We start from the raw sequence: 13,998 nt of genomic DNA, 5'->3' as shown, positions 1-13,998 counted from the left end.
AACGGCGCCGCGCAAGGGGGTGGCGCAAATATTCCTTACTTCCGGGCAAGGGCCTCCAGCGGCACCGCATTCGCCATCGCCGCGTAGCCCGCGTCGCTAGGGTGGATGTGGTCGCCGCTGTCATATCCGTAACGCAGTCGCGCAGGATCCGCCGGGTCGCGCAGTGCCGCATCGAAATCGACTACGCCATCGAATGCCCCGCTCGTCCTGACCCATTGGTTCACCGCTGTACGGATCGCCTCGCGTTCCGGCGGCAACGAAGCCGGCGTGAGCGTCGCGCCAAAGATGCGCACGCCGCGCCCATGCGCCTGCGCGATCACGCGGCGATAACCCGCGATCAGGTCGTTCGCGTCCACATGCGTATGAGGAAAGTCGCAGTCGAGGCCGGATCGGGCCGGCATCGCCTGGAAGTTGATGTCGTTGATGCCGATGAGCAGCACCACCGTTTTTACTCCCGGATGGCCAAGCGCATCACGCCCGAAGCGCCGCTCGAGCGCCTCACCGTAGCAAGGCGAATCGCTCAGCAGCCGGTTGCCGCTGATCCCCAGGTCGATCACGGCGAGATCCGTGCGCTGCGACTGGGCGATGCGGCGCGCCAACGCGTCCGGCCAGCGGCGGTTCTGATTCAGCGAGGAACGCATGCCATCGGTAATTGAGTCGCCGATCGCCGCGACAGTCGCCGCCCCCTGCGCCTCGACCGCGAGCCCCGTCACCCACGCGAACTGCGTAAAGCGCTCGGCGAACGCGCCGATCGACGGCTCGGCAACATGATTGCCCGGACGCGAGACGTAGTTCACCTGGCTCGCCACGCGGTGCCACGCGACCATCTTCTGCTCAGGTCCCATATAGGAACTAATGGCATAAGGCGCGTGCGCCTTTAGATCGATCTGCACCGGATCGCTATCGAGCGCGGCGCCGGGAGGCACCGTCACCGCCGGCCGCCCGCCGAATGTCACACGCGCCATACCCGCCTCGCTCGTTGCCGCGCCACCCGCAGACGGCGCCATCGCCATCGCCTCGATCACGAGCGGCGTGCGCCCATAGAGGTTGCTGACATGCACCCGCGCAACCGTGCCGCCCAGTGTCGGATACACGATCTGCCGAACGGTCCGCCCGGCCACTTCGGGCGCGCGGTACAGCGCCGGGAGCGCATCGCGCTCGGGGATCGACTGCAGCGCCGTCGCCCAGCTCGTTACCCAGGGGCCCGAAGCTTGATCGGCGAATGCGGGTGACGCGGCGCCAAGTGAAATGAACACGGCGGCCGCAGCCGCGAGGGGAGCAAAAGAAATCTTCATCCGTAAGCGAGTGCGCTGGCAAAGGGGCATTGTGCCCCATGGCCCGGTGCGCAGCCTTCCATCCGCCTGACAGTCCAGCGCATTAGGCACACGCGCATGCCACCCACCCGCACAAAACCCGGGCAATCCTGCTGCCGCCCCGCTAAAACCCAACGGTGAGCGCAATCTTTTTGAGCCACCTCAAAAAATTCATTTACCGACCGGTCGGTTGGTTTATACTGCGCGACATACCCAACTTCGACGAGAGCGTCTCCATGTACACGCAATCCCTCGACATCCCCGGCAATGTTGCTCCGCTCGATGCGGACGCAGCCTCGCCGGAGCAGGCGCAGTTCGACGCGATCATGGCCGCCGACGGCAAGGTCGAGCCGCAGGACTGGATGCCCGAAGCCTACCGCAAGACGCTCGTGCGCCAGATCTCGCAGCATGCGCATTCGGAAGTCGTCGGCATGCTGCCGGAAGGCAACTGGATTTCGCGCGCACCCAGCCTCAAGCGCAAGGCGATCCTGCTCGCCAAGGTGCAGGACGAAGCGGGCCACGGCCTCTATCTCTATAGCGCGGCGGAAACGCTCGGCGTTTCGCGCGACCAGCTGGTTGACGCGCTGCACGCCGGCAAGGCCAAGTATTCGAGCATCTTCAATTACCCGACGCCCACCTGGGCGGACGTTGGCGTGATCGGCTGGCTCGTGGACGGCGCCGCGATCATGAACCAGATTCCGCTGTGCCGCTGCACGTACGGCCCGTACGCGCGCGCCATGATCCGCATCTGCAAGGAAGAGTCGTTCCACCAGCGCCAGGGCTTCGACGCCCTGCTCGCCATGATGAGCGGCACCGAAGCACAGCGCGAACTCGTGCAGCAGTCCGTCAACCGCTGGTGGTGGCCGGTGCTGATGATGTTCGGCCCGAGCGACGCCGATTCGGTCCACAGCAACCAGTCGGCCAAATGGGGGATCAAGCGCATCTCGAACGACGACCTGCGCCAGAAGTTCGTCGACGCAACGGTCGAGCAGGCCAAGGTGCTGGGCGTCACGCTGCCCGACCCCGACCTGAAATGGAACGAAGCGCGCGGCCACTACGACTACGGCACGATCGACTGGGAAGAATTCTGGCGCGTCGTGAACGGCGACGGCCCGTGCAACCGCGAGCGCCTCGGCACGCGCGTGAAGGCGCACAACGAAGGCACGTGGGTGCGTGAAGCCGCCCTCGCGCATGCCGAAAAGCAGCGTCAGCGCGCCGAAAAACACGCCGCGTAACTCATACAGGAAAGAAGGAGATCCACGATGAACAAGGAATGGCCGATCTGGGAAGTGTTCGTGCGTAGCAAGCAGGGCCTCGACCACAAGCACTGTGGCAGCCTGCACGCGTCCGACGCCTCGATGGCGCTGCGCATGGCGCGCGACGTCTACACGCGCCGTCAGGAAGGCGTGAGCATCTGGGTGGTGCCGTCGTCGGCGATTACGGCATCGGATCCGAACGAGAAGGCTGAGCTCTTCGAGCCGGCCGGCGACAAGATCTATCGCCACCCGACGTTCTACACGCTGCCCGACGAAGTCAACCACATGTAAGAGCGCAACATGACGACGCCCACGCCTGAACAACTCGCGTACGTGCTGCGCCTCGCCGATACGGCGCTGATCCTCGGTCAGCGCAATACGGAATGGTGCGGCCACGGCCCGATTCTCGAAGAAGATATCGCGCTCGCCAACATGAGCCTCGACCTGATCGGTCAGGCGCGCCTGCTCTACACGCACGCCGCCACGCTCGAAAAGGCGCTCACCGGCCGCGACCGTACGGAAGACGACTACGCCTACTTCCGCGCGGAGCGCGAGTTCGCGAACTACACGCTCGCGGAGCTGCCGCACTTTGGCCCGCTCGCCGGCACGACGCATTCGGCGAACGACTACGCCGTCACGATCGTGCGCAACTTCCTTTACGCCTCGCTGATGGCGCATCTGTGGACCGCGCTGCTGCGCTCCGCCGACCCGCAGCTGGCCGCGATCGCCGAGCGCTCGATCAAGGAAACGCGCTACCACGTGCACCATGCGCGCGAGTGGCTGATCCGTTTCGGCGACGGCACCGACGAATCGCACCGCCGCGCCCAGGCCGCGCTCGACTGGCTCATGCCCTACACACGTGAGTTCTTCAGCACCGACGCCGTGGAAACGGCGGTGGCCGAAGCCGGCATCGCGCCGCTCGCGGCCCAGCTCGAAGCCGCGTGGCGCGTCGATGTGGAAGCCGCGCTCGAGGAAGCCACGCTCGCCATGCCCGCGCCCGTGAAGCACATCACGACCGGCAAGCACGGCGAGCACTCGGAGCACATGGGTTTCGTGCTGGCCGAGATGCAGAGCCTCGCGCGCCAGCACCCGGACGCGCGCTGGTAAGCCCCCCCGCAGGAAACGAGGAAGTCACGATGCAAGCAACGGCAGATCACGCGCTCGAACGCGCCTGGGAAGTGCTGGAATCGGTGCCCGATCCGGAGATTCCGGTCGTGTCGATCCGCGAACTGGGCATCCTGCGCGACGTGCGACGCGCCGCCGACGGCCAGATCGAAGTGGTCATCACGCCCACCTACTCCGGCTGCCCGGCGATGTCGCAGATCGCGGAGGACGTCGCGCACGCGCTCGACGCCGCCGCACTCGCGCCGTATCGCATCGCGACGACCCTGACGCCCGCGTGGACCACCGACTGGATCACCGACGAAGCGCGCGAGAAGCTGCGCGCCTACGGCATCGCGCCACCTACGGGTAACTGCGGCTCCGAACCGCGATCGGCCGAACAGCCGATCATCTTCGTGCCGAGAAAACTGCCCGCGCCCGCCTGCCCGCACTGCGGCTCGAAGCACACCGAACGCCTCGCGCAGTTCGGCTCGACCGCGTGCAAGGCGCTCTACCGCTGCATCGACTGCCGCGAACCCTTCGACTACTTCAAACCGTACTGATATGGCCACTCCGCAATTCCATTCGCTGCGCATCCGCGAAGTGCGGCCCGAAACCGCGGACGCGGTCTCCGTCGCTTTCGAAGTCCCGCCCGAGCTGCGCGACGCGTATCGCTTCACTCAGGGTCAGTTCGTCACGCTCAAGACCCACATCGACGGCGAAGAAACGCGCCGGTCGTACTCGATCTGCGTGGGCGTGACCGACTATGACCGCGACGGCGAGCTGCGTATCGGCATCAAGCGCGTGCGCGGCGGGCGCTTCTCGAACTTCGCGTTCGATCAGCTCGCGCCAGGCCACGAGATCGACGTGATGACGCCCGATGGCCGCTTCTTCACGCACCTGAACGCCGAGCACGGCAAGCATTACGTGGCGTTTTCGGGCGGTTCGGGCATCACGCCCGTGCTCGCGATCATCAAGACGACGCTCGAAACCGAGCCGCGCAGCGCGTTCACGCTCGTGTACGGCAACCGCAGCGTCGACGCGATCATGTTCGCCGAAGAGCTGGAGGACCTGAAGAACCGCTTCATGAGCCGCTTCCGCCTCTATCACGTGCTCTCGGACGACCTGCAGGACGTCGAGCTGTTCAACGGCGTGCTCGATCAAGCCAAGTGCGCAGCGTTCCTCGAAACCCTGCTGCCGGCCGACGAGATCGACGAAGCGTTCATCTGCGGGCCCGGCCCGATGATGGACGCCGCCGAGGCCGCGTTCAAGGACGCGGGCGTGCCGCAGCAAAAGGTACATGTGGAGCGCTTCGGCTCGCCGCTGCCGCAGGCGGGCGTGCCGAATGTCGAGATCACCGAAAACACGCCGGCCGCCGACCTCGAAATCGTCATCGACGGGAAGAAGCGCAAGATGCGCCTGCCGTACGAGGGCGTGAGCCTGCTCGACGTCGGCCTGAAGGCGGGTCTGGCGCTGCCGTACGCATGCAAGGGCGGCGTGTGCTGCACCTGCCGCGCCAAGGTGCTCGAGGGCGAGGTGAAGATGGACAAGAACTACACGCTCGAGGAGCAGGAGGTGAAGGACGGCTTCGTGCTCACTTGCCAGTGCCATCCGGTGAGCGAGCGTGTGGTCGTGAGTTTCGACGAACGTTAAGGCGTTAGAGCAACAGCACGCTTTCGGCCTGCAGGCGATCCGCTTACACTAGGGGCCGCCCGCGGGTGTTGCAGCGCAGCGCTGCAACACCCGCGGGCGGCTCCTTTTGTTATTTGCGCGCTTTCGGGCTTACTGGGCGTTCGTCGTGAACGCAACGAGTTGTCGATGACCACGATTCACCTCATTTACGGCGATCCGGCCGCGGCGGCGCTGCGTCAGGCTCTCGAAGCGACAGGCCATGCGGACCGCGTGATCGCCCTGCGCGACGACCTGACAGTCGGTCCGTTGCGCGACATCGACGTGGCGGGCGGCCCCGGCGTGGCGCTGCGCGCCGCCTTCTGGGAGCGTCTCGGCGATGTCCCGCCAGCCCTGGCGCACGACGACTGCGCCGCGCTGACCGCTCTCGAAGCCGACGACTCCCACGTGGTGATCTGGCACACGCACGACGCCGCCCACCAGCTCGCACTGCGGCGGGTCTGCTATCGCCTGCGCGATGTCCCGCAGCGGCTGAACGAGGTGCGCCTCACCGTCGACGAGATTTCGGGCCAGAACGCCGCCGCCCGCATCGAGGCGCGCTTGCCCGATGCCGCGCCGATCTCGGTGCTGCGCATCACCCGCCTCGCGCTGGAGTGGCAGGAAGCCAAGTTCGCCAACGGCGAGACGCGCCGCTGGCGCGACAACACCTTTACGAGCGGCACGTGGAGCGACCTCGACGCCATGATCCTCGACGTGCTCGACGCCCATGAGGACCGTCCGGCGGGCGCATCGTGGCTCGCCAGCGACGTGCTCGGCGCAGAGCTCACGCGCGGCGGGGCCGGCTTCACGGTTGGCGAGCCGGTCATACTGTGGCGCCTGCGCGAGCTGTGCGCGGCAGAAGAACTGCGTCTGCGCGACGATATGTGCGCCGCCTGCGCGCCGCTTGCCGCGGCTGCACGCGCCGCGCGTCCGCCGCTTCCGCAAACCGCCGCGCATCTTTCCCTCCCCCGCTGAATTCCCATGGCACGCACCCGAGCGCCCGACCACGAAACCCAACGCGACCAGATCCTCGAACTCGCTGCCGCCAAATTCGCGCAGACGAGCTACCCGAGCACCTCGATGTCGGACCTCGCCGCCGCCAGCGGCACCTCGAAGGCCAGGCTCTATCACTATTACGAGAGCAAGGAAGCGATCCTCTTCGATCTGCTCGATCGCTACACCAAGCGCCTCATGCTGATCATCGCGGAGGTGGAAGGCGCGAGCCAGCGGCGCGGTCACGACGAGCGCGAGAGCTTCGCCGAGCTGATTCGCGCGTTCCTCGCGGAATACGAAACCTCGCACAGCCGCCACGTGGCGCTCCTGAACGACGTCAAATACCTCGTGGACGCTCAGCGCGAAATCATCCTGAACCGCCAGCGCGACGTGGTCGCCGCCTTTACGCGCCAACTCGCGCGTGCGTACCCCGGCCGGGTCACGAACGAAAACCAGACCGCGCTGACGATGATGGTGTTCGGCATGATCAACTGGACATTCACGTGGCTCAAGCCGGGTGGCCGCATGGGCTATCGCGACTTCGCCGAGCAGGTGATCGCCATGGTCGATCACGGGCTGAAGGGTGCTTGAGCGGTACCTGAGCGGTGCCAACGGAGCCGAAATTTTCGGGCCAGATTGTTGCGATGCGACATGATGCACCATGACAACAGTTGACGCGTCAATCGATCAGAAAAATTATCCGTTTATAATCAATCGCTTGCGCCTATATCATTATTAATTAGGCGCAACACTCAAATTTACACTTCGGGTTTTCCCTAGAGCACACCCAGGGTTTCCGCTAGAATGCGCATTGCGCTGCACCATGCGGCATGCATTTTAAGGAGAACCCACCATGAACCCGCTTTCGACCCAAGCCAACGTGCCGATCATTTCGTCCGCTCGTCCGCTGACGTCCGGTCATGCGCCCGTCATGGTGCGAGTGCTCACCTCGGCAGACCGCGAACGCCTGCTCGCGCACTTTCTCACGCTCGATAGCGATGACCGCCTGCTGCGCTTCGGCCAGGCCGCTCCGGACCATGTGATCGAAAAGTACGTGCGCTCGATGGACTTTACGCGAGACACCGTGTTCGGCGTGTTCGATCACCAATTGCAGCTCGTGGGCGTCGGCCATCTGGCCTACTTGCCGGCGGACGGCAACGGCCGCACGGCTGAGTTCGGCGTGTCGGTGCTGGAAAGCGCGCGCGGCCAGGGCATCGGCTCGAAGCTGTTCGAGCGCGCCGCCATCCGCAGCCGCAACACGCACGTCACCACGCTTTACATGCACTGCCTGTCGCGCAACTCGACGATGATGCACATCGCGAAGAAGTCGGGCATGAAGATCGAGTACGCCTATGGCGAAGCCGACGCGTATCTCTCGCTCGAGCCGGCCGACCAGAGCAGCATCATCGCGGAAATGCTCCAGGAGCAAGCCGCCGTGTTCGACTACGCGCTCAAGCGTCAGGCGCGCCAGGCCAGCAAGCTGATGGAAACGATCCTGCCGCACGCTGTCGCGGCATGACTCCTGCTCTTCGGGACAGACTGATGCACTGAAAAAAGCGGCTTCGGCCGCTTTTTTTGCGTCTGCTGCACGACGCCACGCAGTCAGCGGATCGGCAAAGCCGTCGTTTCCTTGAACGTATCGAGCGAAAAGCTCGACTTCACGTCGATCACCGAAGGATGGTGCAGCAACTGGTCCTGCACGAAGCGCGAGAAGTGCGCCATATCCTCCACCTGCACGCGCAGCAGGAAATCCATGTCGCCCGTCATGGCATGGCAGGCCACCACCTCGGGCCACGTCTGCACCGCCGCACGAAACAGCTCGGCGTGCGTCACGCCCTCGCGCCCTGCCGCCGTCGGCCCGCGCTTTTCCAGCCGCACGTTCACGTAGGCAAGCAGATCGAGCCCCAGCTTCTGCGCATCGAGCAGCGCCACGTAGCTGCGAATCACGCCGCTTTCTTCCAGCCGCCGGATGCGCCGCAAGCATGGACTCGGCGAGAGGTTCACGCGCTCCGCGATCTCCTGGTTCGAGAGACGGCCATTCTCCTGAAGGATTGCCAGAATGCGCCTGTCGATTGCGTCTAATTCAATGCTTGCCATTTTCTGCCTTCCGATCGTCTATCCAAGGCAGTTTATAGCGCAAATCGTTGGCGACACGACTTAACTCGCAAGTTTTCGCCCAATACGGCGGACTACACTGTGTTGCACGAAATCTGATCGACATCAGCCAGGAGACAACCATGCAGGTCCCCAACTGGGAGAACCCCGTCGGCACCGACGGCTTCGAGTTCATCGAATACACCGCGCCGGACCCCAAGGCGCTCGGCAAACTGTTCGAACGCATGGGCTTCACCGCCATCGCGCGCCATCGCCACAAGGACGTGACGCTCTACCGCCAGGGCGACATCAACTTCATCGTCAACGGCGAACCCGACTCGTTCGCCCAGCGCTTTGCGCGCCTGCACGGTCCATCGATCTGCGCGATCGCATTTCGCGTGCAGGACGCCGCCAAGGCCTACAAGCACGCACTCGAACTCGGCGCGTGGGGCTTCGACAACAAGACGGGCCCGATGGAGCTGAACATTCCGGCGATCAAGGGCATTGGCGACTCGCTGATCTATTTCGTCGACCGCTGGCGCGGCAAGAATGGTGCGGCGCCGGGCAGCATTGGCGATATCAGCATCTATGACGTCGACTTCGAGCCGATTGCGGGCGCCGATCAGAACCCCGTCGGCCACGGCCTCACCTATATCGATCACCTCACGCACAACGTCCACCGCGGCCGCATGGCCGAATGGGCCGAGTTCTACGAACGGCTCTTCAACTTCCGCGAAATCCGCTACTTCGACATTGAAGGCAAGGTCACGGGCGTGAAGTCGAAGGCGATGACCTCGCCCTGCGGCAAGATCCGCATTCCGATCAACGAGGAAGGCGGCGAGACGGCCGGCCAGATCCAGGAATACCTCGACGCCTATCACGGCGAAGGCATCCAGCACATCGCGCTCGGCACCAACGACATCTACCGCACCGTGGATGGCCTGCGCGCCAAAGAGATCGCCCTGCTCGACACGATCGACACCTACTACGAACTCGTGAACCGCCGCGTTCCCGGCCATACCGAGCCGCTGGAAGAACTGAAGAAGCGCAAGATCCTGATCGACGGCATGCCCGAAGACCTGCTGCTGCAGATCTTCACCGAGAACCAGATTGGCCCGATCTTCTTCGAGATCATCCAGCGCAAGGGCAACCAGGGCTTCGGCGAGGGCAACTTCAAGGCGCTGTTCGAGTCGATCGAACTCGACCAGATCCGCCGCGGCGTGGTGCAGGACAAAGCCTGACGCATCGGCCTCGAGCTAAACAAAAAGGGCGAAGATCACGCGATCTTCGCCCTTTTTAGCTTTTGAATCCGCCGCCGCACACCCGGCGACGCATTCTCATGAATGGAATGCTGCGCGGATCAGCGCGGCATCAGGATTTGCGTTCGGCCTTCGCGGCCGGCATGGCGTTCGTATCAGCCTTGATGCTCAGCGTGTACTGGGCGCATCGGGTCGTCGCACTCTCGCCGCTCCTCGTGCTGGCGTTGGAATGCAGTGGCGCGCTCATGGCAAAGAACGCGGCCGAGACCGTCAGGAAGGTCTGGATATGTCGATTATTCATGCTGGACTCCTTTTTTAGACTGCCTGTCGCAGTAGTGCCCCTTTTAAAAACTGTTATCAGCCAGGGAGGCTGCGCGGTTCGCACAGGTGAGGGAGTTAGACAGGATATTCAAGACCGGTTCCCATGCAGTGCAAGTTTTACACGTTGTTACTCCTCTGATGAATTCGATACATCCATTATTACACTGGGATTTCAGGCCGCCTGCGCGACACGGAGCCACGGGCCTGAAACATGCTGCGCAGTGCGGCGCAGCGCTCCTGGCCTCGAAGCGGCGGGTTTATCCGAGTGCTACTATCGAAAGAAAGAAGCCAATATGGCGACCCCGGCCAACGCATTCACAAGATGCCGAGGCCCTGAAGTTCTGGCGATCCCACAACGGATTGGTTGGATGGAGGAAGACACATAATGAATGCCCCGCTCGACGCAGGTCAGCGCGCTTCGCTCGAAGCCGCACTCGCTTCCGTCACGCTCGACGATAAATACACCCTCGAACGCGGCCGCGCGTACATGAGCGGCATCCAGGCGCTGGTCCGCCTGCCGATGCTGCAGCAGGAGCGCGACAAGGCCGCCGGTCTCAATACCGCGGGGTTCATCTCAGGCTATCGTGGCTCGCCGCTCGGCGGTCTCGATCAGTCCCTCTGGAAGGCGAAGCAGCATCTCGCCGCGCATCAAATCGTATTTCAACCAGGTGTGAACGAAGACCTCGCCGCGACCGCCGTTTGGGGCTCGCAGCAGGTGAACCTCTACCCGTCCGCGAAATACGATGGCGTGTTTTCGATGTGGTACGGCAAGGGCCCGGGCGTCGACCGCAGCGGCGACGTGTTCAAGCACGGCAACTCGGCGGGCTCCTCGCCTCACGGCGGCGTGCTCGTGCTCGCCGGCGACGACCACGCGGCCAAGTCGTCCACGCTTGCGCACCAGTCGGAGCACCTCTTCAAGGCCTGCGGCCTGCCGGTGCTGTTCCCGTCGAACGTGCAGGAATATCTCGATTTCGGCCTGCACGGCTGGGCGATGAGCCGCTATTCGGGCCTCTGGGTCGCGATGAAATGCGTGACCGACGTGGTCGAATCGTCGGCTTCGGTCGAGATCGACCCGCACCGCACGAACATCATCCTGCCCGAAGACTTCGCGATGCCCGAAGGCGGCCTGAACATCCGCTGGCCCGATCCGCCGCTCGTGCAGGAAGCGCGTCTGCTCGACTACAAGTGGTACGCAGGGCTCGCCTACGTGCGCGCCAACAAGCTCGACCGCATCGAGATCGATTCGCCGCATGCGCGCTTTGGCATCATCACCGGCGGCAAGGCGTATCTCGACGTGCGCCAGGCGCTCACCGACCTCGGTCTCGACGACGAAACCTGCTCGCGCATCGGCATCCGGCTCTACAAGGTGGGCTGTGTGTGGCCGCTCGAAGCGCAGGGCGCGCACGCCTTCGCGCGCGGCCTCGAAGAAATTCTCGTGGTCGAGGAAAAGCGTCAGATTCTCGAATACGCGATCAAGGAAGAGTTGTACAACTGGCCCGATGCGCAGCGTCCGCGCGTGTACGGCAAGTTCGACGAGAAGGACGGCGCCGGCGGCGAATGGTCGGTGCCGATGGGCAACTGGCTCCTGCCCGCGCACTACGAGCTGTCGCCGGCGATCATCGCGAAAGCGATCTCCACGCGGCTCGAAAAGTTCGAGTTGCCCTCCGACGTGCGCGCGCGTATCGCCGCGCGCATGACGGTGATCGAAGCGAAGGAAAAGGCGCTCGCGAAACCGCGTGTGCAAGCCGAGCGCAAGCCGTGGTTCTGTTCCGGCTGCCCGCACAACACATCGACGAACGTGCCCGAGGGCTCGCGCGCGATGGCCGGCATCGGCTGCCACTACATGACCGTGTGGATGGACCGCAATACGAGCACCTTCAGCCAGATGGGTGGCGAAGGCGTGGCGTGGGTCGGCCAGGCGCCGTTCACGAACGACAAGCACGTGTTCGCCAACCTCGGCGACGGCACCTACTTCCATTCAGGGCTGCTCGCGATTCGCGCGGCGATCGCGTCGAAGGCGAACATCACCTATAAGATCCTCTACAACGACGCGGTGGCGATGACGGGCGGACAGCCCGTGGACGGCACGCTCACCGTGCCGCAGATCACGCATCAGGTCGCCGCCGAAGGCGCGGCGAAGATCGCGATCGTCACCGACGAACCCGAGAAGTACGAAGGTGAACCCGCCACGAAGCTCGCGCCGGGCGTGACGATCCACCATCGCGATCAGCTCGATGCGATCCAGCGCGAGTTGCGTGAGATTCCCGGCACGACGATCCTGATCTACGACCAGACCTGCGCCACCGAAAAGCGCCGCCGCCGCAAGCGCGGCACGTATCCGGACCCTGCAAAGCGCGTGGTTATCAACGAGGCCGTGTGCGAAGGCTGCGGCGACTGCTCGGTGCAGTCGAACTGCCTGAGTGTCGAGCCGCTCGACACCGAATACGGCACGAAGCGTCAGATCAACCAGTCCACGTGCAACAAGGACTTCTCGTGTCTGAAGGGCTTTTGCCCGAGCTTCGTGACGGTAGAAGGCGGCCAGTTGCGCAAACCGAAGACGAGCAGCGTGGCGAACGAGACGATGCCGGGCGTGCCAACGCCCGACGTGCCCGCAATCGGCCGCCCCTATGGTGTGCTCGTGACGGGTGTGGGCGGCACTGGCGTGGTGACGATCGGCGCGCTGCTCGGCATGGCCGCGCACCTCGAAGCCAAGGGCGTGACCGTGCTCGACGTGACCGGCCTCGCGCAAAAGGGCGGCGCGGTGATGAGCCATGTGCAGATCGCCAACCAGCCCGGCGACATCCACGCCACGCGTATCGCCATGGGCGAAGCGAACCTCGTGATCGGCTGCGACGCCATCGTGACGGCGGGCGACGACTGCGTTTCACGCATGCAGGAAGGCATGACGCACGTCGTGCTCAACAGCGCGCCCACGCCGACCGCCGAATTCATCAAGAATCCGCAGTGGCAGTTCCCGGGCTCCAACACCGAAGCCGATGTGCGCGCCGCAGCGGGCACGGACAACGTCGCGACCGTCGATGCAAACCGCTACGCGCTCGCGCTGCTCGGCGACGCGATCTACACGAACCCGTTCGTGCTCGGCTACGCATGGCAGAAAGGCTGGCTGCCGCTTACGCACGAGTCGCTCGTGCGTGCGATCGAGTTGAACGCGGTACAGGTCGAGAAGAATCTCGCGGCGTTCGAATGGGGCCGGCGCGTGGCGCACGATTGCGCGGCGGTGGATCAGCTCGTGAAAAAGCCGCTGCCCGAGCAGAACGCCGATGCTGCCGGCGCCAAGATCGTCTCGCTGCATACGCCGAAAGCGCTCGACGCGCTCATCGACAAGCGGGCGCAGTATCTCGCCGCGTATCAGAACGAGGCGTACGCGCGGCGCTATCGCGCATTCGTCGAAAGCGTGCGTCAGGCCGAAGCAAAGCTCGAGCACGCGGACGGCCAGTCAGCGCTGACCGAAGCCGTGGCGAAGAACCTGCACAAGCTGATGGCGTACAAGGACGAGTACGAAGTGGCGCGCCTCTATGCGGACCCAGCGTTCATCGAGAAGATCAAGGCGAGCTTCGAAGGCGACTGGAAGGTGAACGTCCATCTCGCACCGCCCTCGTTCGCGAAGCACGACGACAAGGGCCATCTGCTGAAGAAGCAGTACGGTCCGCGCATGCTGAGCGCCATGCGCGTGCTCGCGAAGCTCAAGTTCCTGCGTGGCACGGCGCTCGATCCGTTCGGCCGCACCGAGGAACGACGTCACGAACGTGCGCTGATCGGCGAGTACGAGGCACTGATGCGCGAAGTGATCGGCGGATTAAGCGAGGCGAATCTGCCGCTCGCAGTCGAACTCGCGAATCTGCCCGACGCAATTCGCGGTTATGGCCACGTGAAGGAAAACAACCTCAAGGCTACGCGCGCGAAGTGGGCCACGCTGCTTGCGAAGTGGCGTTCACCGGAAAACGGCGCGGCTCGGCACGCGGCTTGATGCTT

13 protein-coding genes are annotated in these 13,998 nt (G+C 64.2%); 10 read left to right on the top strand and 3 right to left on the bottom strand.

What is annotated here, in order from left to right; all coding sequences use genetic code 11:
• Positions 1-35: 35 nt before the first annotated feature.
• Entirely contained in the window at positions 36-1,295 is a 1,260-nt protein-coding gene (locus U5A58_RS03115; RefSeq protein WP_321960222.1) for an SGNH/GDSL hydrolase family protein, read from the bottom strand.
• 254 nt (positions 1,296-1,549) lie between these two features.
• Between U5A58_RS03115 and paaA the strand changes: the two genes are divergently transcribed.
• The 8 genes from paaA to U5A58_RS03075 all read left to right on the top strand — a co-directional run bounded on the left by paaA (position 1,550) and on the right by U5A58_RS03075 (position 7,850).
• Complete coding sequence (paaA, locus tag U5A58_RS03110; RefSeq protein ID WP_321960221.1) at positions 1,550-2,548, top strand: 1,2-phenylacetyl-CoA epoxidase subunit PaaA; 999 nt, start codon at positions 1,550-1,552, stop codon at positions 2,546-2,548.
• A gap of 27 nt (positions 2,549-2,575) precedes the next feature.
• Positions 2,576-2,860: a 1,2-phenylacetyl-CoA epoxidase subunit PaaB gene (paaB, locus tag U5A58_RS03105; protein ID WP_028203445.1), complete on the top strand. Its 285-nt coding sequence runs from the start codon at positions 2,576-2,578 to the stop codon at positions 2,858-2,860.
• A gap of 9 nt (positions 2,861-2,869) precedes the next feature.
• Positions 2,870-3,676 (top strand): 1,2-phenylacetyl-CoA epoxidase subunit PaaC, encoded by an 807-nt coding sequence (gene paaC / locus U5A58_RS03100; protein WP_321960220.1) that lies wholly within the window; start codon positions 2,870-2,872, stop codon positions 3,674-3,676.
• A gap of 29 nt (positions 3,677-3,705) precedes the next feature.
• Complete coding sequence (gene paaD, locus U5A58_RS03095) at positions 3,706-4,233, top strand: 1,2-phenylacetyl-CoA epoxidase subunit PaaD (RefSeq protein WP_321960219.1); 528 nt, start codon at positions 3,706-3,708, stop codon at positions 4,231-4,233.
• A 1-nt stretch (position 4,234) separates the two neighbouring features.
• Entirely contained in the window at positions 4,235-5,323 is a 1,089-nt protein-coding gene (gene paaE, locus U5A58_RS03090) for a 1,2-phenylacetyl-CoA epoxidase subunit PaaE (RefSeq protein ID WP_321915262.1), read from the top strand.
• A 165-nt stretch (positions 5,324-5,488) separates the two neighbouring features.
• Positions 5,489-6,313, top strand: coding sequence for a DUF1835 domain-containing protein (locus U5A58_RS03085; RefSeq protein WP_321960218.1), 825 nt, complete (start codon positions 5,489-5,491; stop codon positions 6,311-6,313).
• A gap of 6 nt (positions 6,314-6,319) precedes the next feature.
• On the top strand, positions 6,320-6,922 hold the full coding sequence (locus tag U5A58_RS03080) for a TetR/AcrR family transcriptional regulator (protein WP_321937119.1): 603 nt from the start codon (positions 6,320-6,322) through the stop codon (positions 6,920-6,922).
• Positions 6,923-7,184: 262 nt separating this feature from the next.
• Positions 7,185-7,850, top strand: coding sequence for a GNAT family N-acetyltransferase (locus tag U5A58_RS03075; RefSeq protein ID WP_321960217.1), 666 nt, complete (start codon positions 7,185-7,187; stop codon positions 7,848-7,850).
• A gap of 83 nt (positions 7,851-7,933) precedes the next feature.
• On the opposite strand, the gene U5A58_RS03070 is transcribed toward U5A58_RS03075, so the two are convergent.
• Positions 7,934-8,428 carry an Lrp/AsnC family transcriptional regulator gene (locus U5A58_RS03070; RefSeq protein ID WP_028203439.1) on the bottom strand — a complete coding sequence of 165 codons (495 nt, stop codon included), beginning with the start codon at positions 8,426-8,428 and terminating at the stop codon, positions 7,934-7,936.
• Between the two features lie 140 nt (positions 8,429-8,568).
• Here U5A58_RS03070 and hppD point away from each other — a divergent pair, with 140 nt between their 5' ends.
• A complete protein-coding gene (gene hppD, locus U5A58_RS03065) occupies positions 8,569-9,666 on the top strand; it encodes a 4-hydroxyphenylpyruvate dioxygenase (protein WP_321915266.1) in 1,098 nt (365 codons plus the stop codon).
• A 130-nt stretch (positions 9,667-9,796) separates the two neighbouring features.
• On the opposite strand, the gene U5A58_RS03060 is transcribed toward hppD, so the two are convergent.
• Positions 9,797-9,985 (bottom strand): hypothetical protein, encoded by a 189-nt coding sequence (locus U5A58_RS03060; RefSeq protein WP_321915268.1) that lies wholly within the window; start codon positions 9,983-9,985, stop codon positions 9,797-9,799.
• A 405-nt stretch (positions 9,986-10,390) separates the two neighbouring features.
• Here U5A58_RS03060 and U5A58_RS03055 point away from each other — a divergent pair, with 405 nt between their 5' ends.
• Positions 10,391-13,993, top strand: a complete 3,603-nt coding sequence (locus U5A58_RS03055; protein WP_321960216.1) for an indolepyruvate ferredoxin oxidoreductase family protein — start codon at positions 10,391-10,393, stop codon at positions 13,991-13,993.
• Positions 13,994-13,998 lie beyond the last annotated feature (5 nt).

The sequence above is a fragment of the Paraburkholderia sp. J7 genome (assembly GCF_905220155.1).
GTDB lineage: Bacteria > Pseudomonadota > Gammaproteobacteria > Burkholderiales > Burkholderiaceae > Paraburkholderia.
This window is presented reverse-complemented; position numbering and strand designations above follow the sequence as displayed.